Consider the following 19,332-nt stretch of genomic DNA (forward strand, 5'->3'; position numbering starts at 1 on the left):
CTGTGGCATACTAGACAAAAGACGACCATGACAATAAAAGGCACGCTTTATGACAGCCCCTTCGACCCAGGCCAGCCCCCCTCCCGCGCGGCGACGGCGTAAAAATGACCCCGAGTCCGTGCGCGCCGATATTCTTGCGGTGGCTAGCCGCGAATTCTCAGAAAAAGGCCTCTCTGGGGCACGGATCGATGAGATCGCCGAGAAAACCCGCGCCTCCAAGCGCATGATTTACTACTACTTTAATGATAAAGAGACGCTCTACCTGCACTCCCTGGAAGCCGCCTATCAGAAAGTGCGCCTGCAGGAGGCTGAGCTGGATCTTGACCACCTGGCCCCGCTCGAGGCACTTAGCCGACTGGTGCGTTTTACCTTCTGTCATCACGCCAAAAACCCTGACTTTATTCGCCTGGTAATGATCGAAAATATTCATCATGGCCGCTTTCTGGCGCAGTCAGAGTTGATTCAATCACTCAATGCCGGGGTGATTGATGTACTCACCAACGTCTATAGACGCGGTGTAGAGGAGGGGTGTTTTCGCGAAGGCCTGGATCCTCGGGAGTTGCACTGGCTGATTAGCGCCCTGTCTTTTTTCAATGTCTCGAACCAGCACACCTTTTCGCGGATTTTTGATTGGCACCAAGCCGCGCCAGAGAATCAGCAAAAATTAGAAGATCATGTTACCGATATGGTGCTGCGTTACGTGCGTCCTGACTAGGCGACCCCTTGATGGTGAGCAAAAATCAGTTCATGTTGATTCGCAAGCTTGCCTTCCTAAGTAGGTCGATGCTTGTGAGTTCACGCCTACCTAGCTAGCGTTTAGTTCGAAGAGCGAACACATGTACAATTTTGTCCTGGGCCCTGCTTATAAGCTATTTTGAGGCGCTGGACAGCGTTAAATAGGAAGCCGCCATGCCCGCTGCGTTTTTAAAACACCCCTTTATGAGCCAGCGCGCCGTCGCTGAGTGTGACGATGACGCCATGGTGAACGCCATGCTGGCCTTTGAGCTAGCTCTGGCCGAGGTACAGGAAACCAGCGGGGCGGTACCTGCTGGCGTTAGCCAGCAGATGCGCGAACAACTGGAAAGCGCCACTTTTAATGTCGCCGATATTGCCGAGGGCATCGCTAGCGGCGGCAATGCGGCAATTCCTTTCGTTAAACAGAGCCGTGCGCTGCTCGCCGATGAGATCAAGCGCTACTGGCATCAAGGCGCGACCAGCCAGGACGTGGTCGACTCCGCGCTGATGCTGCTGATTAAGCCACGCTTAGCCGCACTAAACGATCTGCTATTGCGCTGCCGCTCGGCGGCGGTAGCACTTATGGATACTCATATCGACACGCCCATGGTGGGGCGCACCTTAATGCAACAGGCGCTGCCGATCGTATTTGGGGTGAAGGTGGCTCACTGGGCAATCGGCTTGGAGCAAACGCGCCGCCGTTTAAGCGCTGTTGAGCTACCCGTGCAGTTTGGTGGCGCGGTGGGCGTGCACTCGGGTTGGGATAACCTCGGGCTTGAGTGGATGGACGCGCTAGCCGAGCGTTTAGGCTTGTCGGTGCCGGTGCTGCCCTGGCATACCGACCGCTACCCGATTCATGTCCTTGGCACGGCGCTGGATGCGGTAGCGGGGGCGGCCGAGAAAATCGCCCTGGATGTGTCGCTGCTCACCCAAACCGAGGTCGGCGAAGTCGCGGAACCCTCGGCACCAGGGATGGGGGAGTCGTCATCCATGCCCCATAAGCGTAATCCTGTACGCAGCGCGCTGATTCGCGGTGCAGCGAGACAAGTGCATGGCCACACTAGCGTGTTGATCAACGCTGCCGCCCAACCCCTTGAACGTGGTTTGGGCGAGTGGCATGCGGAGTGGGCACCGCTCATGGAAGGCGTTTTGCTGGTGGAAGGCGCGTTGGAGCAAGTGGTCGTGCTGCTGGAAGGACTCGAGGTCTACCCCGACAACATGTGGCGCAACCTGGCGGCCACCGGCGGCGGCATTATGGCCGAGCCAGCCGCACGTTTGCTGGCGCCTACGCTAGGCGTGGAGAAGGCTAAAGCGGTTAGCGCGGAAGCGGCAGAAACCTCACGCCGGGAAGCACGCCCCTATTCAGAGGTGCTTGCCGAGCATCCTGATGTGAAAGGGGCCGTAGACCCCGATGCGCTGCGCAATGCCTGCGACCCCGCTTTATACCTTGGTAGCAGCGCCGCCCAGATCACTCGTGTCAAAAAATGGCTAGAAGCGCAATAAGTGTTTTTAAAAACAAAATGTTACGTTTAGGTTTGGAGTGGTGGGTGGATTCAGCAGGGTAATTAGGTGAGCGCCGTTGGGTTTGACCCCATTAGCGTTCAGCAGTAGATTGTTCGTATAGAGGATCTATGTTCGCTTAACGAACAATTTGCTAACCGCTAAGAGGCACCCATCATGGCCGAGTTTCTCAGCTTGCATGACGCGGTAGCGCGCTACGTCCAAGACGGCGCCACCGTGGCCATGGAAGGTTTTACCCACCTGATTCCGTTTGCCGCTGGTCACGAAGTGATCCGTCAGAAAAAGCGCGACCTGACGCTGATCCGCATGACCCCCGATATCATCTACGATCAGATGATTGGCGCGGGCTGCGCTAAAAAGGTGATCTTCTCTTGGGGTGGCAACCCCGGTGTGGGATCGCTTCACCGCCTGCGCGATGCGGTCGAGAAAGGCTGGCCGCGCAAGATCGAGATTCTTGAGCATAGCCACGCCGCCATGGCCTGCGCTTTTGAGGCGGGTGCCGCCGGTCTACCGCTGGCGGTTTTTCGCGGCTACATCGGCAGTGAACTGCCCAGCGTCAACGATCAAATCAAATTCATCGAGTGTCCCTTCACCGGTGAGCGCCTGGCCGCCGTGCCGTCGGTGCGCCCGGACGTCTCGATTATTCACGCTCAGCGGGCAGATCGCCAGGGCAACGTGCTGGTAGAAGGGATCGTTGGCGTACAGAAAGAGGCGGTACTGGCGGCTAAGCACAGTATCGTGACGGTAGAAGAGATCGTCGATGACCTCAACGCCCACCCCAATGCCTGCGTAATACCCGGCTGGGCCATCAGCGCGATTGCGGTAGCCGAGAAAGGCGCGCTGCCCTCGTACACTCACGGCTATTACGGCCGCAGCAACCGCTTCTATAAAGAGTGGGATGCCATCGCCCGCGATCGCGACAGCTTTACCCAGTGGCTCGACGACAACGTTTACAGTGCAGGGGAGAACAGCTAATGAGTCTCGAATATACCTCTTCTGAAATGATGTCGGTGACCGCCGCGCGGGCGCTGGAGAACGGCATGACCTGCTTTGTGGGTATCGGGCTGCCCTCGGAAGCCGCCAACCTGGCACGGCTGACGCACGCCCCCGATGTAGTGCTGATTTATGAGTCCGGCACGCTGCAGACCAAGCCCGATATTCTGCCGTTATCTATTGGCGATGGTGAACTGTGCGAATCGGCGCTCACCACCGTGGCGGTGCCAGAGATGTTCCGCTACTGGCTGCAGGGCGGTAAAGTCGACGTGGGCTTTTTAGGTACCGCGCAAATCGACCGCTTTGCTAACCTTAACACTACACTGATCGGCGATTACAAAGCGCCCAAGGTTCGACTGCCGGGTGGCGGCGGTGCGCCGGAAATCGCCACCAACGCCGGTGAAGTCTTTATCACCCTGAAGCACTCCAAGCGCGCCTTTGTGAAAGATGTTGACTTTGTCACCACGCTAGGCTTTGGACGCGACGGCAAAGGCCGGGACAACGTGCCTAATATCGGCAAAGGCCCCACCCGCGTGATTACTGACCTGTGCGTGATGAAGCCCGACCCGGACAGCAAAGAGCTGGTCGTGGTGTCACTGCACCCCGGTGTGAGTCGCGAAGACGTGATCGACGCGACCGGCTGGGAGATTCGCTTTACCGAACAGCTTGAGAGTACTCCAGAGCCCAGCGAAAACGAGCTGACGATTTTGCGTGAGCTCAAAGCGCGCACCGAGCGGGCCCACGCGGACGCATAAAGGATCTATTTATGAGCGATGTTGTTATGCAAGACGTCTTTCTATGTCATCCCCGCCGCACCGCCGTGGGACGTTTTGGTGGCACCCTAGCCAGCGTGCGCCCGGATGATTTTGCCGCAACGATTTTTAAAGCCGTACTGGCAGAAGCGCCGGATCTTGACCCTGCTGCCATTGAAGAAGTCTTTATGGGCTGCGCCAATCAGGCCGGTGAAGATAACCGCAATGTGGCGCGGATGTCGTCGCTGCTGGCAGGTATTCCTACCTCAGTGCCCGGCACGACCATGAACCGCCTGTGCGGCTCGGGTATGGATGCGGTCGGTACCGCGTTTCGTGCCATTAAAGCGGGTGAGATGGAGCTGGCGCTGGCAGGCGGCGTGGAGTCCATGTCCCGCGCGCCCTATGTAATGGGCAAGGCTGATAGCGCCTTCGCTCGCAATCAAAAGCTCGAAGACACCACTATTGGCTGGCGTTTGATCAACCCGCTGATGAAGAAAGCGTTTGGGGTCGATTCCATGCCGGAGACCGCAGAGAACGTCGCCGAGCAGTTCAATATCTCTCGCGAAGACCAGGACGCCTTTGCCCTGCGCTCCCAGCAGAAAGCCGCTGCCGCTCAAAAAGCGGGGCGCTTTGCCCAGGAGATTACGGCCATCGAGATCCCGCGCCGCAAGCAGGAGCCGCTGATCTTTGACCAGGACGAACATTTACGGGAAACCACGCTGGAAAAACTGGCAGGTTTGCCTACGCCCTTCCGTGAAGGCGGCAGCGTTACCGCAGGCAATGCTTCTGGCGTCAACGACGGTGCGGCGGCCATGCTGGTGGCCAGCGAAGCGGCGGTTAAACAGCATGGTCTTAAGCCGCTGGCAAAAATCATCGGTATGGCCACGGCCGGCGTTGAGCCGCGCATCATGGGCTACGGGCCGGTACCGGCAGTGCAGAAACTACTCAAGCGCACCGGTATCGCCATGGACGATATCGATGTATTTGAGTTTAACGAAGCGTTCGCTGCCCAGGCGTTAGCCTGTATGCGCGACCTGGGGCTGGCCGACGATGACCCTCGCGTCAACCCGAACGGCGGTGCGATTGCCTTGGGGCACCCGCTGGGCATGTCCGGTGCCCGCCTATTGTTGACCGCCGCCCATGAGTTGCAAAACAGCGGCAAGCGCTACGCACTGTGCACCATGTGTGTAGGTGTGGGTCAGGGTATCGCCACGCTGATTGAACGCGTTTAACGGAGGTAGCATGGCCTTTCATACCATCAATGGCCGCAGCGTCGCTTATCGATTGCTCGGCTCGGAAGTGAATCCACTTATTGTGCTGGCGCATCCGCTGGGCATGAGCCAAGCGGTTTGGGACGACATCATTCCCGCGCTGCTGCCCCGATACCGGGTACTGACCTGGGATCTGCCCGGCCATGGTGCCAGCCAGGCGGCCAGCGGTGAGCAGATCACCCCCGCTGACCTGGCCGCCGAGGCCTTAGCCCTGGTCGCGCTTGCGGGTGCTGAGCGCTTTCACTTTGCCGGTACGTCCATTGGCGGTGTCGTCGGCCAGCAGTTGATTGCTGCGCATAGCGACCGCCTGCTCTCCGCTACGTTGACCAACACCGGCGCAGTGATTGGCAACCCGGATCTCTGGAACACCCGCGCAGGCCGCGTGCGGCAGGAAGGCTTGGCGGCGATGTCTGAAGAGATCGTGCCGCGCTGGTTTGCCCCGGCGGCGTTTGAGGCAAGCCCGGCGCTGAAAGCGGGCTGGTGCACCCAGATGGGCCGTGGCGACGATGAGTCCTACGCCCAGTTGTGCGAAATGCTTGGCCGCGATACGTTCACTGGAAAGCTCTCCGGCAAGCGCGTCCCTAAAAAGGTCAGGGTACAGCTGTTTGGCGGCAGTGAAGATATGGCCACGCCGCCCGCGACGCTGGAAGGCCTGGCGGCAGAGCTAGATGGTGCACCGCTGGAGATTTTTGACGGCGTCGGCCATGTGCCTGCGGTAGAAGCCCCGGCGCTGTTCGCGCAAAAGCTCCTCGTCGTGCTGGCAACGGATCTGGGAGATGTGGCCAACCATGGCGTGGCGTACGCCACTGGCCTGGAAACCCGCAAGCAGGTATTGGGAGACGAGCATGTGGCGCGCTCGACCGCCAACGCCAACAGCCTGGATGCCCCCTTCCAGCAAATGATTACCCGCCTGGCCTGGGGCGAGCTGTGGACCAACGACGACCTAACCCGCCGCGAGCGCAGCATGATCACCACCGGGATTCTCGCCGCCCTCGGCCGTGAAGAGCTAACGCTGCACTTGAAAACCGCCAAGCGTATTGGCCTAACGGAAGCCGAGCTGCGCCAAGTGTTGATGCACGTGGCGATTTACGGCGGCGTTCCAGCGGCAAATCACGCCTTTGCTCTTGCCAAAGAGCTGGGCTGGGGTGAGTAGCGAATCAAAATAATTGATGAGAGGTAAAGGGCGATGACCCACGACAATAAACGCTTTGTGGCCCGTGACCGCAACTGGCATCCGCCTGCCTACGCGCCGGGTTATAAAACCTCGGTGGCGCGCTCGCCCCAGCAGGCGCTAGTGAGCATGCAGCAGCCAACCGCATCCGAACTGACCGGCCCCGATTTCAGCCACCTGCGCATGGGTCCCCACGATAACGATCTACTGCTGAACTTCCGCCAGGATCCAGGCCAGGGCGGTCTCCCCCAGGGCGAGCGGATTATGATGTTCGGCCGAGTGGTGGATCAGTTTGGTAAGCCGATACCGCATACGCTAGTGGAAATGTGGCAGGCCAATGCAGGTGGACGCTACCGCCACAAAAACGATAAGTATCTGGCACCGTTAGATCCTAACTTCGGCGGTGTAGGTCGCTGCTTGACCGATGAGCAGGGTATGTACCGTTTTCGTACCATCAAGCCCGGCCCCTACCCGTGGCCCAACGATATGAACAGCTGGCGCCCAGCGCATATTCACGTATCGGTGACCGGCCCTTCGATCTCTACCCGGCTGATTACTCAGATGTATTTTGAGGGTGACCCGCTGATTCCCCTGTGCCCCATCGTGCATACGCTGAAAGACCCGCTTGCGGTTGAGACGATGATTGGACGGCTCGATATGGCCCACAGCAGGCCGATGGATTGTCTTGCCTACCGCTTTGATGTGGTGGTCCGCGGCGAACTGCAAACCTTCTTCGAAAACCAATAAGGGCAGGGAATAGATCATGAATCAGCCAAACACCCAGCCGACCAGCGACCTGATGCTGCGGGAAACTGCCTCGCAAACTGCTGGCCCCTACGTGCATATTGGTCTTGCTCTCGCTGCGGCTGGTAATCCCGTACGGGATGAAGAGATCTGGAGCGAGATGGCTAAGCCTGACGCCGAGGGTGAGCATATCGAAGTGGTCGGCATTGTCATCGACGGCAACGGCGATCTGGTGCGCGATGCCTTTATTGAGGTGTGGCAGGCCGATGCTAACGGTGACTACCAAGCCGATTACGACCTTAGCAAACCGTTCAATAGCTTTGGCCGCACCGCCACTACCTTTGATCACGGCAGCGAGTGGTCGTTGACCACCATCAAGCCCGGCGCGGTGAAGCACCCCAGCGGCCAGCCAATGGCGCCGCACATTAACCTCACGCTGTTTGCCCGCGGGGTGAATATTCACCTGCAAACACGGCTCTACTTCGATGATGAAGCTGAAGCGAACGCCCAGTGCCCGGTGCTCACGCGTATCGAATCACCGGCACGCCGCCAGACCCTAATCGCCAAGCGTGAAGAGGTGGAGGGTAAGGTGCGTTATCGATTTGATATCCGCCTACAGGGTGAAGGCGAGACGGTGTTTTTTGATTTTTAGCCTTATATGGGGAAGTATGTCTCATTAAACAAAAAGTGTTGCTCATTTATGGGCAGCGCTTTTTTGTTTGGGTTCGACCATAGTCGTGAAGTGATATTGTAAAAGTCCAATTTTTTGTTGGCATTGTACCTTTTGAGACAGCTATGTAGTCTGCAACACTGAAAGCGACTTGCAATAGGTGCAGAAAGGCACACTGCGGCGCTTAAACATAGACGAATGTCGATTAGCCCTATGCCTGATAGTGGACTAATGTGGTTGCTTAAAGCGAACTAGTATTCGCCATGCGAACTTACAATAATCCAAGAAAGTCCTGGAGGCTCCTATGAAAATGTCCCTATCCCGATGCATTTTGGCAGCGGCAATTGCTAGCCTGGCCGTTAGTTCGGCCCAGGCAGATACCACCTTACGTATGGCCCACTTTTGGCCTGGCCCTTCAGGCGTTAATGAGGATGTTTTGCAGGCATGGGCCGATACCATTGCAGAAGAGTCCAATGGCGATCTGACGATTCAAATGTTTCCCGCCGGTACCCTAGCCAAGCCAGACTCCATTTATGAAGCGGCCGCCAACGGGATTGCCGATATTGGTGCTACCGCTCAAGGCTATACCGCCGGCCGGTTCCCGCTGTCACAGATTGTCGAGTTGCCTGGAGTTGCCAGCACGGCTACCCAAGGGGCCTGCGTGCTGCAAACGCTCTTCGACGACGGCCATTTAGATAGCGAATACGAAGATACCCGCCCGCTGTTTATGTTCACCACCGGCCCCGGTGGCATTCACACCATCGACACCGACGTGCAAACCCCCGCTGACCTGCAGGGCCTGCGCATTCGCCGCCCTACAGCGGTGGCGGGTGAAATGCTCGAAAATATGGGCGCAAGCCCGGTGGGCATGCCCGCGCCAGATATTTATACCTCTATGCAGCGCGGCGTTATCGACGGCCTGAGCTTTCCTTGGGAAGGCTTAAAGGGGTTCCGCGTTAATGAGCTGGTCAGTTACCACACCGAAGTGCCGTTCTACACGCTGATCTTCGTGGCCACTATGAACCAGCGCACCTATGACGGCCTAACGCCCGAGCAGCAGGCGGTCATCGACAATAACTCAGGCATGAAGTGGGCTGAAAACGCCGGTGCGGTGTTTGATCGTCTAGATGTGGAAGGTAAGCAAGAAGCGGTTGATGCGGGCCATACTATCCGTGAAATCGAAAACCCGCTTCAACACCCTGATTGGCAAGAGCCGCTTGAAACCGGTATCGAAAATTACCTAACGCAGTTGGAAGAGCGTGGTTTGAGCCAAGCCCGCGAGGTGTATGAGGCTGCACTGGCCGCTAGCGAGTCTTGTGGTACCCAAGAGGGGTAAGTTTTCATGCCGTCTACTCTCTCTTTTCAACATCTCCTCTATCGGGCCAGCCACTGGCTGGCCCTTGTTTGTCGCTTGGTGGCGGGTGTCGCACTGATCGGGCTATTGGCGGTGACCATTGCTGATGTCAGTACTCGCTATCTTTCCCGACTAACGGAAGGCGCCATTGCGTTGCGTGTTTCTGGGAGCGTTGAGTTGGTTAGCTATTTGATGCTGTTCGCGCTATTGGCGGCCATGGCCGCTAATGTCGAGAAAAGCCAAGTGGTGGTGGAAGCTTTCTCGCACCGCTTACCCCAGGCGATAAAAAATCGTATCCAAGGTCTTTTTTTGCTTGGCTTTACGGCGCTGGGGCTGATCCTGTTTGTGGGTTTATTGGATTCTGCTGCTGCTGCCACGCAGTACGGAGAAATCACCCAAGACCTGCGCTTGCCCATGGGCCCTATTTTCCAATTGGCAGCAGTGCTCAGCTTACTGCTGGGATTACGGAGCTTTATTCATGCGCTGCTGGGCATGATCTATGCCACAGGTGAGGAGGCGGCTCATGGGGAGTGAAGCGGTTGGTGCCATCGGATTAGGGCTGTTATTGGTGCTGATGGTACTGCGCGTACCTGTCGCCTTAACCATGCTTATTGTGGGGGTAGTGGGGTTTGCGCAAATCATTAGTTGGGACGCGGCCGTTGCGCAGTTAAAAACGGTGCCGGTAGAAGTACTCTCGAACTACAGCTTCAGCGCCGTACCAATGTTTATTTTAATGGGCGTCCTGGCTGCCCATTCGGGCATGGCCGGTAAGCTGTTTGATTCAACGCGGGTCATTTGCGGTGGCTGGAAAGGTGGCTTGGCGATCGCGGCGGTGGGCTCTTGCGGTATCTTCTCGGCGATTTCCGGTTCCTCATTGGCGACAGCAAGCACCATGACCCGGGTAGCGCTACCGGAGATGGAGCGCTATGGCTATAACCGTGGTTTAGCCACCGGGGCGCTTGCCGCAGGTGGCACGCTGGGCATTATGATTCCACCCAGTATTGCACTCCTTATCTACGCCATTCTTACCGAGCAGTCCGTGGGCGATATGTTCATGGCGGGCCTGATCCCTGGCTTACTGGGGCTGGTGATGTATTCCCTGACTGTTACCGTGGTGATGTGGCTGCGCCCCTCCTTTGCGGTGGCCGGTGAGCCTACGGCTTGGAAAGAAAAGCTGCTCTCTCTCACCGGCTTGGTGCCCTTTTTTGGCGTTTTCCTGGTGATGATTTTAGGCATCTATTTTGGTGCCTTTACGCCAACAGAAGGGGCAAGCGTAGGGGCATTTGCCACCTTGATTTATGCCCTGGTAAAAGGCATGCGCGGTGCGCAGTTATGGGCCAGCGTTCAAGAGACCTTGGCGCTCTCTGCCGTGGTGTTCTTCATGCTGGTGGGGGCGGAAACGCTGGGTTATTTCATCTCTGTCTCACGTATCTCGTTCTCGATTACCGACGTGCTTTACGGCATGGATCTCACGCCACTCGTCGTCGTGTTGTGCATCCTGGCGCTCTACTTTGTGCTGGGCATGTTTATGGACTCCATCGCGATGCTGGTGATCACCGTTCCCGTGGTGTATCCGATCATTCAGGCGATGGGCATTGATCCAGTTTGGTTCGGTATTCTTACTGTACTGACGGTGGAGCTGGGGCTAATGACGCCACCGGTGGGGATGAACGTGTTTGTGATAAAAGCGATGGCGCCGCATGTTGGGCTAGGTGAGATTTTTAGAGGCGTCGCACCGTTTGTGGTGTCTGATTTAATCCGTTTAACTCTTCTCATCCTTTTTCCCGTGCTCTCCACCTTTTTCTTGCTCTAAACGTTGTTAACGCTCTTGCGACTGGCGAACCCGAAACTCGCGAGGAGAAAGCGCTGTATTGCGCTTAAAAAAGCGCGTGAAGTAAGCCGGTTCAGAAAAGCCTAAGCTGTCAGAGACTTGGCCAATGGTCATATTGGTATAGGTGAGCTGGCGCTTGGCTTCCAGCAGCAAGCGTTCATGCAGCAATTGCAGGGCGCTGCGTCCTGCGAGTTGGCGGCAGAGCATATTCAAGTGCGCGCTACTCACCCCAATCTGCTCGGCTAACTGTTCAATACTCGGCTGCTCGCGATAGTGCGCTTCGATTAGCGCTTGATAGTGCTCTAAATGCTGCCGACCTTTGTCACTTTGGCGGGGGCCGTAGCGCTTTGCCGTGCTGCCGGTATAAGCACAAAGGCGCGATAGCTCGACCACCAAGGCTTGAATAAGTGCTTCGAGTAGGCTGTTTCGTCCAGGGGCAGGGTGGCGGTACTCCTGGTCGACCTGAGAGACCAGGGTGGCAATTCGTTCAGCCCGGTTGGCCTTTAGCAGCGGGTAGAAGTCGGCTTTTTTTAGCGTACTGCTCTCACCCATTAGCGCATGTAAGTGGTCTGCCAATGGCTTGGCCAGGGTAATGATGTGCCCCTGCACATCCGGTGAGAAGTGAAAGCCATGAATGGTCATGGCGGGCACCACGATAGCGCTGGTACTCTGCAGCTGATGGTTCGTTCCCTCCAGTTCTAACTCAACGCTACCTTGAGCAATAAACAGAATATGCACTAGATCGGCGTGGCGATGCGGGCGTATACGCCAGTCATGTAACTGGCTGCGCTCAGGAATGGATTCGCAGTGGAGCAAGTCTGGCGTGGGCCAATGCTGCGTCTCGCCATAGAGCTTAAATACGGGCACGGACGTTGCCGACGAGGCTGGCATCACCGGTATCTCCTATACGACTAAGGTGGGGTGAAAAAGCGCTAAATGTCCAATAATTGATCTAGATCATGCCTTATTATGCGGCGTGTTTCATTGAAAAATACAAGTCATAAGTTTTAGATAATGACAATGATGAGGCATCCCCTATGAAAACACAGGTCGCGATTATTGGCGCTGGCCCTTCTGGTCTACTGCTGGGGCAGCTACTCCATCGCCAAGGCATTGATAATGTGATTGTTGAGCGGCGTAGCGGTGAATATGTATTGAGCCGTATCCGCGCCGGTGTGCTTGAGCAAGGCATGGTGGACTTGCTGCGCGAAGCGGGTGTTGACCAGCGCATGGATGCAGAGGGCTTACCCCATGACGGTTTTGAGCTTGTTTTCGACAACCGCCGCGTGCGAGTCGCACTGGATGAACTGACCGGCGGCAGTAAAGTCATGGTTTACGGCCAAACCGAGGTCACGCGGGATCTGATGGAGGCCCGCGCCGCCGCTGGCGCGACAACGCTCTACGAGGCGGAAAACGTGCAGCCCCACGACCTGGAGAGCGACAGCCCCTACCTCACCTTTGAACATAACGGTGAAACGGTCAGGCTTGAGTGCGACTACATCGCCGGGTGCGATGGCTATCATGGTGTCTCCCGCCAATCGATCCCTCAAGAGCGCATTAAAGAGTTTGAAAAGGTTTACCCGTTTGGCTGGTTAGGGGTGCTCTCGGACACGCCCCCGGTCTCTGATGAGCTGATTTACGCAAGCCACGAGCGTGGTTTCAGTCTTTGTAGCATGCGCTCTGCCACCCGCAGCCGTTACTACCTGCAAGTACCCTTGGATGAAAAGGTAGAAGATTGGTCGGACGAGCGTTTTTGGGAAGAGCTCAAGCGTCGCCTACCTGACGAGGTGGCCGCCAAGCTTGTCACCGGGCCTTTCATCGAGAAGAGCATCGCACCGCTGCGCAGCTATGTGGTCGAACCAATGCAGTACGGGCGACTGTTTCTGGTCGGTGATGCGGCGCATATTGTACCGCCCACCGGTGCCAAAGGGCTTAACCTGGCCGCCAGCGATGTGAATACGCTTTATCGGCTAATGGTGAAGGTCTACCAAGAAGGGCGCACTGATTTGATCGAGCGCTACTCACAAACGTGCCTGAAGCGCATCTGGAAGGCGGAGCGCTTTTCCTGGTGGATGACCTCCATGCTGCACAATTTCTCTGATGAGGAAGATTTCAACAGCCGCATGCAGTTGGCCGAGCTGGACTACGTAACCAGCTCAAAAGCGGGGCTGACGACCATTGCGGAAAACTATGTGGGTCTGCCCTACGAACCGCTGGAATAGCGCCTACCCGTTGTCCATTTATCCTCCTTGCCCAGGTTGACGCTTGGGCTTTTTTGTGCCTTCTCGCTCAGTTTAAACAGTGTTTTCGTGGACTATTTCCGTGGTCTAAGTGAGTAATGGCGGTGGTGGCTACATCGTGTGAGGCTTTTGCTTGAGCGTGCCGAATTAAAAGCGAGCAGATCCGCTCCAGTGTGCACAGTATTGGTGCGCTGTGATACTTACTAAGCCATCCGATTACTTAGGTAGGCGGCTAATTATTCTCAAGAAATTAATTTATATTATTGATAATAATTGAATTAATTTTAATGGGCGAGTTTTTTGCATAAAGAAAATAGATTTATGTCTGGGTATTTACTTTACTTTTCATGTGATGTTGAATGTTTTCTGCTAGGATTACCTGACATTCAACACAAAAACAAATAGGGCTAATGACCAATGACCAGCCAAAAAAAGCTGTGGCTCGAAACTTCTCGCCGACTGACACGCTTGAGCGGCGTATGCGCTGGGGTGCTACTCAGCACCAGTGCGTTAGCGGATAATATCAACCTCAGCTATGCCTTCTTTGCGCCTTCCCAAACCTTTCCCGCTGTGCAGATGGAGCACTGGGCGAAAGAGCTTAACGAAAGAACCGATGGCCAGGTAAACGTCAACACCTTCCCTGGTGGAACGTTGCTGACGGCTGCCAACATGTTCGATGGCGTCTTAAACGGTGTTGCCGATATCGGTCTCTCTGCCACCTCATACGAGCCGGGACGTTTTCCGTTACTCAATTTGGCCGGAAATCTAACGGGTATCGACGTGAATTCGCAGACAGCCAGCCAGGCAGTGTACGAACTGATCAAAGAGTTCCCTGCAGAAACGCTGGGCTTGGAAGAGTTTAAAGTCATCACGGCGTTCACCTCAGAGCCAGGCTACCTACATACTCAAGAATCAGTGACTTCGCTGGAGGATCTTGAGGGCCAAGAGATCAGGGTGCCAGGCGACAGTACAGCCGTTGTTCAAGCCCTTGGTGGCGTGCCTGTGGGTCTCACCCAATCGGAAACGGGGGAAGCCCTTCAGGCGGGTATCGTTAATGGCTATGTAGGTTCACGTGAGACGCTGATGGATCTGCAGTATGCCCGCAATGTGAGCTATATCACGGATTATCCTCTGACCAACGTTGTCTTCGTTGCGGTGATGAATCAGCAGCGGTGGGACGCTTTACCTGAAAACGTTCAGCAGGAGATCGATGCATTGGGTGCCGAAATGGCCTCCTATGCAGGTAAGTATCTCGATGAACACATCCAGGAATCCTTGACGTGGGCTGCCGAGAACCATGACCTTGAGCAGCTCACCTTGTCCGAGGAGGAGGCTGAGCGCTGGTCGGCCTTGCTGGAGCCCATCAATGAGCAACGGCTGGAAGAGGTGGCTGCTCAAGGGCTTCCTGCCTTTGAGTTGCGCGATCGGTTTATTGAGCTGATCGAACAAAACCAATAGTTGCCTGCGCTTTTTGTCTGGGCGCATTTATTTGCGCCCAGTAAGCGCCATGCTGATAGATCTAGGTAGTTACCATGAATAAATTTAATTGGGTAATTAGCCGTCTTTTACTCTATGTAGCCGGCTCGGCATTACTAATGATGGTATTTTTGGTGGTCGGTAACATCATAATGCGCCAAGTTAGCTCTTCATTTGGTGGTACCACCGAAATGGTGGGCTGGCTAACCGCGGTGGTAGTGGCGCTATCGCTCGCATACTCCCAGCTTACCAAAGCCCATATTGAGCTAGACTTGCTGGTCGAACATTTGCCCACCCGTCTGCAAAGCGTTCTCTATGTCTTGGTCTCAGGTGCAAGTTTTTTATTCTTCTCCATGGTGGCTTGGAAGCTTTGGGAGTATGGCTTTAGCGCTATGCAAAGAGGTTCTTTATCGCAAACACTGCGTATTGCGTTTTACCCCATTGTTTATCTAGTGGCACTAGGGTTTTCTGCTTTTTGCTTGGTTCTTTTAGCAGATTTTTTGAGTAGTCTAAAAAAGGTGGTAACACAATGAGTATGACGCTGGTAGCTTTGTTAGGCGTGCTCTGTTTGTTTCTTCTTATTTTGTTAAAAATGCCGATTAGCTTCGCTATGTTCATGGTGGGTTTTTTTGGCATGCTTTACATGACTAGTCCTATTGCCGCGTATAACGTTATTAGTTCAGGAATCTGGGAGCAATTATCGGGTTACTCTCTTAGTGTCATACCCTTATTTATTTTTATGGGGGAATTGCTGTTTCGCTCAGGGATAACGGAAAAAATATTTGCAGCTGCCTATGCCTGGATAGGCCATTTCCGTGGCTCCATGGCCACAACGACGATCCTTAGCAGCGCAGGTTTTGCAGCGGTTAGCGGTTCGAACACCGCCACAGCAGCCACTGTCGGCACCATTGCTCTCCCCGAAATGAAGAAATTTGGCTATAGCCGCGCGCTCAGTGCTGGCAGTGTAGCAGCGGGGGGCACCCTGGGGGTCATCATTCCACCAAGCTCTGTGCTGATTGTTATTGCGCTGCAAGCCGAGCTGGCCATTCGCGACCTGTTTCTAGCCAGTATTGTCCCTGGTCTTATTCTGGTCGTGCTGTTTATCGCGACGATTGGGCTACTCTGTCGCCGTCGCCCTGATATGGGCCCCGCAGGTGTGCGTTCGAGCTGGTCCGTAAGGTGGCGTTCGCTGAAAGGTATTATCGAAATTGGTGCCCTGTTTACACTGGTACTGGGTGGGCTCTTTGCGGGCTGGTTCACCTCAACAGAAGCTGCTGCGGTGGGCTGCATTGGTGCAATGCTGATTACCCTGATACAAGGAAAGCTCTCTTGGGCCGTCTTGAGTGAGGCTATCGCTAATGCTCTCAAGTCGTCGGCCATGATCTTGATGTTGGTTGCTGGAGCGGTCATCTTCGGGCGCTTTCTTACCATCACAAGACTGCCTTACATGGTGGGCGAGTGGGCGGCGGCATTGCCCTTGCCAGCCATAATGGTAATGGCCTGTATTCTGCTGATCTATGTGATCGGCGGAGCGCTAATGGATGCGATGGGATTTTTAATTATCTCAATCCCGATTTTCTTTCCCGTAGCGCTTGCCTTGGGTTACGACCCAATCTGGTTCGGCGTGGTGGTATGTATCGTTACCAGTATGGGGGCGATTACACCGCCGGTGGGGGTGAACGCTTTCATTGTAAAGAGCTTGGATGCAGAGTTACGAATGGGAGAGACATTCCGTGGAGTGGGTTACTTCATACTCCCTTATCTGCTGTGCATTGCCTTGCTGTTGGTTATTCCTCAACTTGTATTGTTCGTCCTTTAGCGTTTACCCGATTATATAAATGGTTATAAATTTTATGCCTATTTACTTGAAATTTCATGTGATAAGTCTAGCGAGGTGGCTGAGGTGACTATATTGACATCGAGGTTAAGCCTGGGGCAGGGGGCGCGCAAAGTGGTCGTCAAAGATACGATCGATATCGCCGGTTTCCCCACCTGTGCAGGATCCGCTGCCCTTGCTGACACACCGCCAGCCGTGGCCCATGCAGAGATCGTCGAGCGGACGCTCAAAGCGGGATACCACATCGTGGGGAAGGCCAATCTGCATGAGCTGGCGTTTGGTATGACGGGCATCAATGCTTGGGCTAGCACGCCAGAGAATCCGCGCTACCCCAGCCTTATCCCTGGCGGTTCTTCCAGTGGGTCGGCCGCCGCGGTGGCCGCTGGTCTTGCCGATATTGGCATTGGTACAGACACCGGTGGCTCTATTCGCGTCCCCGCTGCTTGCTGTGGTGTCTACGGTCTTAAGCCCACCTTCGGGCGCTTGAGTCGCCAAGGTGTTATGCCAGCGGAAAGTAGCCTCGATTGCGTAGGCCCCTTGGCTTGTGACCTTCACGCTCTGATAGCTTTCATGGCGGCGATTGACCCTCACTTTCAGTCGTCAATGGAGGGGGCCGAGCCTGTACTGGGGTGCATCGGCGTAAATGCTGAGTCGGCCATTTGGGCAAGTATCGAAGGCCAGCTCAGTCGGTCTGGCCTGGCGCGTGGGGATGTCGCCTTGCCGCTTATGGCCGAGGCGTTTGAGGCTGCCATGGTGATTATCAATCGCGAAACTTTCCGTGCCTGCGAGGCATTGCTTGCCACAGGCAAGGTGGGCGCGGATGTCGATCAACGTTTGAAGGCCGCTGCCGCGACGACCGATGCCGAGCTAAAAGAGGCGGAGCGCATACGTCGTGCCTTTACTGCCGAAGTAGATGCAGTGCTAGAGCGGCATGATGTCCTGGTGCTGCCGACGTTGCCGCATTTTCCCATGACCGTTCAGGATGCTTTTTCGGGCCACCAGGATTTGAAAATATCGTCCCTTGCGCGGCCCTTCAACCTATCTGGGCATCCCGCCTTATCGATCCCTCTTGAGTCTCAGCAAACATTGCCTGTCTCCATGCAACTGATTGGACGTCGTGGCGATGACGCGGGTGTATGCAGGGCTGCTTTGCAACTCATGGGCCGGGTTTCGTCAGCGGGAGAGGAACAAAAAAAAGGAGTGAATCATGCAACAACACATTGATAAATCACAGTGGGGAGGCGAGGAGCGTTTTGATGCGCTGCTTGAGTCAATCCGATCCCGGCGCAAAGAGCTCGAGGAGTTGCGCCATATCCCCATGGATATCATTGACGAATTCAAAGCCATTGGCGTCTATCGTGCCATGGTACCTGCCACCTACGGCGGTGATGAGAAGTCGCCCGCCGAGTTCCTGAAAATGGTCGAAGCGATCTCGGCGGCGGATGGCTCCTCTGGCTGGGTAGCGAGTTTTGGCATGAACCCCGCCTACTTGGCCGCGTTACCCGAGGAGACCCTAAAGGAAGTGTGGGGGGATTCCCCTGACATCGTCTTCGCTGGAGGGATTTTTCCGCCCCAACCCGCTGAGCGGGTCGATAACGGTTTTCGTATCAAAGGACGATGGAAATTTGCCAGCGGTTGTATGGGGGCATCGCTATGTGGCGTGGGCATTCTCCCCGCTGAAGAAGGTGCTCTGCCACGCATGGCAGTGCTGCCCCGCGACCAGGTGAAGATCGACCCGACCTGGGACATGTTGGGCATGGTAGCCACCGGCAGCCACGATCTCGTGGTCGAGGACGCTTATGTTCCAGAGGCCTGGACCTTCGTGCGCGGCGGCAAGCCCAACGTCGATACCGCCTTCTTCCGCTACCCATCACTCTCCTTCGCCGCTCAGGTGCTGGCAGTGACTACCCTGGGCTTGGCCCGGGAGGCACTGGATATCGTCCGCGCCATGGCCGGTGGGCGTAAATCAGTCACCGGTGCCCCCAATCTGGGTGAGCGTGAGTATGCCCAGATTGCCCTCGGCAAGGCCGAGGCCAAAGTTCGCGCCGCCCGAGCCTTCTTCTATGAGAGTACCGACGCCGCCTGGGCAAGCATTCAGGCCGGGGGCGAGCCAAGCCGTGAGCAGGTCAACCTGCTGCGACTCTCTACCACCCATTTGACCCAGGAGTGCGCCGAGTCGATTCGCAGCGTATATCAGATCAGCGGCATGACTGGGGCCGACAACGGCCACCCCCTGTCGCGAATCCTGCGCGACTCGCAGCTGTGTACCCAACACGCCTTTATGGGCGAGATCACCTGGAAGAATGCCGGCGCCATATTCTTCGGCCACGATCCTTTACCGGGCTACCTATAACCGCCCTACGTAGTTTAACCAACGGAGATCAACACTATGCATCGCGTACTTTTCTGCATCGGTATCAACCAAAATTTCATGAACGCTACGGCCGAGGAAGGCAAGCAAGTCTGGCAAGCCTTCAGCCAGATGATGCAAGGCATCGATGAACTTCCTGACGTCACTATCCTGGGGATCATGGATGACGACCGCATCATGGTCGGCCCTTCCACCACCGCCCCCTGGACCGCCTACATCATGGCCGATGTCCCTGATTACGAGACTGTTGTAGCCGCCTGCAACTTCTTCCGCACCATCCCGGTGGGGGATGGCACCTATAAGCTCTGGAAATACGCCCGTGTCGAAGCGCGTATCGGCCGTGAGTTGGTGGTACCTGAATAAAGA

Annotated in this window: 19 protein-coding genes; 18 read left to right on the forward strand and 1 reads right to left on the reverse strand. The window is 55.8% G+C overall.

All coding sequences use genetic code 11. From position 1 onward, the window contains the following. The first annotated feature begins 49 nt into the window (after window positions 1-49). The 11 genes from HZU72_RS05870 to HZU72_RS05920 all read left to right on the forward strand — a co-directional run bounded on the left by HZU72_RS05870 (window position 50) and on the right by HZU72_RS05920 (window position 11,024). Window positions 50-715 (forward strand): TetR/AcrR family transcriptional regulator, encoded by a 666-nt coding sequence (locus HZU72_RS05870; RefSeq protein WP_180090965.1) that lies wholly within the window; start codon window positions 50-52, stop codon window positions 713-715. 194 nt (window positions 716-909) lie between these two features. Further along, window positions 910-2,238 (forward strand): class-II fumarase/aspartase family protein, encoded by a 1,329-nt coding sequence (locus tag HZU72_RS05875; RefSeq protein WP_180090966.1) that lies wholly within the window; start codon window positions 910-912, stop codon window positions 2,236-2,238. Between the two features lie 174 nt (window positions 2,239-2,412). Continuing rightward, window positions 2,413-3,231 carry a CoA transferase subunit A gene (locus tag HZU72_RS05880; protein WP_180090967.1) on the forward strand — a complete coding sequence of 273 codons (819 nt, stop codon included), beginning with the start codon at window positions 2,413-2,415 and terminating at the stop codon, window positions 3,229-3,231. Next, window positions 3,231-4,004, forward strand: a complete 774-nt coding sequence (locus HZU72_RS05885; RefSeq protein WP_180090968.1) for a CoA-transferase subunit beta — start codon at window positions 3,231-3,233, stop codon at window positions 4,002-4,004. Before HZU72_RS05880 ends, HZU72_RS05885 begins: the two co-directional genes overlap by 1 nt. Window positions 4,005-4,030: 26 nt before the next feature. Continuing rightward, entirely contained in the window at window positions 4,031-5,233 is a 1,203-nt protein-coding gene (gene pcaF / locus HZU72_RS05890) for a 3-oxoadipyl-CoA thiolase (RefSeq protein ID WP_180091032.1), read from the forward strand. 10 nt (window positions 5,234-5,243) lie between these two features. After that, a complete protein-coding gene (locus HZU72_RS05895) occupies window positions 5,244-6,425 on the forward strand; it encodes an alpha/beta fold hydrolase (RefSeq protein WP_180090969.1) in 1,182 nt (393 codons plus the stop codon). Window positions 6,426-6,458: 33 nt separating this feature from the next. Continuing rightward, window positions 6,459-7,190, forward strand: a complete 732-nt coding sequence (gene pcaH / locus HZU72_RS05900; RefSeq protein ID WP_180090970.1) for a protocatechuate 3,4-dioxygenase subunit beta — start codon at window positions 6,459-6,461, stop codon at window positions 7,188-7,190. A 16-nt stretch (window positions 7,191-7,206) separates the two neighbouring features. Beyond that, window positions 7,207-7,839 (forward strand): protocatechuate 3,4-dioxygenase subunit alpha, encoded by a 633-nt coding sequence (pcaG, locus tag HZU72_RS05905; protein WP_180090971.1) that lies wholly within the window; start codon window positions 7,207-7,209, stop codon window positions 7,837-7,839. 322 nt (window positions 7,840-8,161) lie between these two features. Continuing rightward, complete coding sequence (locus tag HZU72_RS05910; RefSeq protein WP_180090972.1) at window positions 8,162-9,193, forward strand: TRAP transporter substrate-binding protein; 1,032 nt, start codon at window positions 8,162-8,164, stop codon at window positions 9,191-9,193. Window positions 9,194-9,199: 6 nt separating this feature from the next. Next, a complete protein-coding gene (locus tag HZU72_RS05915) occupies window positions 9,200-9,745 on the forward strand; it encodes a TRAP transporter small permease (protein WP_180090973.1) in 546 nt (181 codons plus the stop codon). Beyond that, the gene (locus HZU72_RS05920; protein ID WP_180090974.1) at window positions 9,735-11,024 is read left to right on the forward strand and encodes a TRAP transporter large permease; all 1,290 of its coding nucleotides are present in this window, start codon (window positions 9,735-9,737) and stop codon (window positions 11,022-11,024) included. The genes HZU72_RS05915 and HZU72_RS05920 overlap by 11 nt, the downstream gene beginning before the upstream one ends. Before the next feature lie 6 nt (window positions 11,025-11,030). Here the strand turns inward: HZU72_RS05920 and HZU72_RS05925 are convergent, their stop codons facing one another. Then, window positions 11,031-11,933, reverse strand: coding sequence for a helix-turn-helix domain-containing protein (locus tag HZU72_RS05925; protein ID WP_180090975.1), 903 nt, complete (start codon window positions 11,931-11,933; stop codon window positions 11,031-11,033). A gap of 146 nt (window positions 11,934-12,079) precedes the next feature. Here HZU72_RS05925 and pobA point away from each other — a divergent pair, with 146 nt between their 5' ends. From pobA to HZU72_RS05960, 7 genes are all read left to right on the forward strand, one after another. Beyond that, on the forward strand, window positions 12,080-13,264 hold the full coding sequence (gene pobA / locus HZU72_RS05930; protein ID WP_180090976.1) for a 4-hydroxybenzoate 3-monooxygenase: 1,185 nt from the start codon (window positions 12,080-12,082) through the stop codon (window positions 13,262-13,264). 435 nt (window positions 13,265-13,699) lie between these two features. Beyond that, a complete protein-coding gene (locus HZU72_RS05935; RefSeq protein ID WP_141440306.1) occupies window positions 13,700-14,740 on the forward strand; it encodes a TRAP transporter substrate-binding protein in 1,041 nt (346 codons plus the stop codon). 74 nt (window positions 14,741-14,814) lie between these two features. After that, complete coding sequence (locus tag HZU72_RS05940) at window positions 14,815-15,291, forward strand: TRAP transporter small permease (RefSeq protein ID WP_141440307.1); 477 nt, start codon at window positions 14,815-14,817, stop codon at window positions 15,289-15,291. Further along, window positions 15,288-16,577, forward strand: coding sequence for a TRAP transporter large permease (locus HZU72_RS05945; protein WP_141440308.1), 1,290 nt, complete (start codon window positions 15,288-15,290; stop codon window positions 16,575-16,577). The genes HZU72_RS05940 and HZU72_RS05945 overlap by 4 nt, the downstream gene beginning before the upstream one ends. Window positions 16,578-16,661: 84 nt before the next feature. Continuing rightward, window positions 16,662-17,819 carry an amidase gene (locus tag HZU72_RS05950; protein ID WP_141440309.1) on the forward strand — a complete coding sequence of 386 codons (1,158 nt, stop codon included), beginning with the start codon at window positions 16,662-16,664 and terminating at the stop codon, window positions 17,817-17,819. Further along, window positions 17,803-18,948, forward strand: a complete 1,146-nt coding sequence (locus HZU72_RS05955) for an acyl-CoA dehydrogenase family protein (protein ID WP_141440310.1) — start codon at window positions 17,803-17,805, stop codon at window positions 18,946-18,948. The genes HZU72_RS05950 and HZU72_RS05955 overlap by 17 nt, the downstream gene beginning before the upstream one ends. A gap of 36 nt (window positions 18,949-18,984) precedes the next feature. Further along, window positions 18,985-19,329, forward strand: coding sequence for an IacB protein (locus HZU72_RS05960; RefSeq protein WP_141440311.1), 345 nt, complete (start codon window positions 18,985-18,987; stop codon window positions 19,327-19,329). Window positions 19,330-19,332 lie beyond the last annotated feature (3 nt).

Source organism: Vreelandella sedimenti, assembly GCF_013416325.1.
Classification (GTDB): Bacteria; Pseudomonadota; Gammaproteobacteria; order Pseudomonadales; family Halomonadaceae; genus Vreelandella; species Vreelandella sedimenti.

Bases quoted from the DNA above. Each gene is read 5' to 3' on its own strand.
- HZU72_RS05870 (WP_180090965.1), top strand. From the start codon at position 50: ATGACAGCCCCTTCGACCCAGGCCAGCCCCCCTCCCGCGCGGCGACGG.
- HZU72_RS05875 (WP_180090966.1), top strand. From the start codon at position 910: ATGCCCGCTGCGTTTTTAAAACACCCCTTTATGAGCCAGCGCGCCGTC.
- HZU72_RS05880 (WP_180090967.1), top strand. From the start codon at position 2,413: ATGGCCGAGTTTCTCAGCTTGCATGACGCGGTAGCGCGCTACGTCCAA.
- HZU72_RS05885 (WP_180090968.1), top strand. From the start codon at position 3,231: ATGAGTCTCGAATATACCTCTTCTGAAATGATGTCGGTGACCGCCGCG.
- pcaF (WP_180091032.1), top strand. From the start codon at position 4,031: ATGCAAGACGTCTTTCTATGTCATCCCCGCCGCACCGCCGTGGGACGT.
- HZU72_RS05895 (WP_180090969.1), top strand. From the start codon at position 5,244: ATGGCCTTTCATACCATCAATGGCCGCAGCGTCGCTTATCGATTGCTC.
- pcaH (WP_180090970.1), top strand. From the start codon at position 6,459: ATGACCCACGACAATAAACGCTTTGTGGCCCGTGACCGCAACTGGCAT.
- pcaG (WP_180090971.1), top strand. From the start codon at position 7,207: ATGAATCAGCCAAACACCCAGCCGACCAGCGACCTGATGCTGCGGGAA.
- HZU72_RS05910 (WP_180090972.1), top strand. From the start codon at position 8,162: ATGAAAATGTCCCTATCCCGATGCATTTTGGCAGCGGCAATTGCTAGC.
- HZU72_RS05915 (WP_180090973.1), top strand. From the start codon at position 9,200: ATGCCGTCTACTCTCTCTTTTCAACATCTCCTCTATCGGGCCAGCCAC.
- HZU72_RS05920 (WP_180090974.1), top strand. From the start codon at position 9,735: ATGGGGAGTGAAGCGGTTGGTGCCATCGGATTAGGGCTGTTATTGGTG.
- HZU72_RS05925 (WP_180090975.1), bottom strand. From the start codon at position 11,933: ATGCCAGCCTCGTCGGCAACGTCCGTGCCCGTATTTAAGCTCTATGGC.
- pobA (WP_180090976.1), top strand. From the start codon at position 12,080: ATGAAAACACAGGTCGCGATTATTGGCGCTGGCCCTTCTGGTCTACTG.
- HZU72_RS05935 (WP_141440306.1), top strand. From the start codon at position 13,700: ATGACCAGCCAAAAAAAGCTGTGGCTCGAAACTTCTCGCCGACTGACA.
- HZU72_RS05940 (WP_141440307.1), top strand. From the start codon at position 14,815: ATGAATAAATTTAATTGGGTAATTAGCCGTCTTTTACTCTATGTAGCC.
- HZU72_RS05945 (WP_141440308.1), top strand. From the start codon at position 15,288: ATGAGTATGACGCTGGTAGCTTTGTTAGGCGTGCTCTGTTTGTTTCTT.
- HZU72_RS05955 (WP_141440310.1), top strand. From the start codon at position 17,803: ATGCAACAACACATTGATAAATCACAGTGGGGAGGCGAGGAGCGTTTT.
- HZU72_RS05960 (WP_141440311.1), top strand. From the start codon at position 18,985: ATGCATCGCGTACTTTTCTGCATCGGTATCAACCAAAATTTCATGAAC.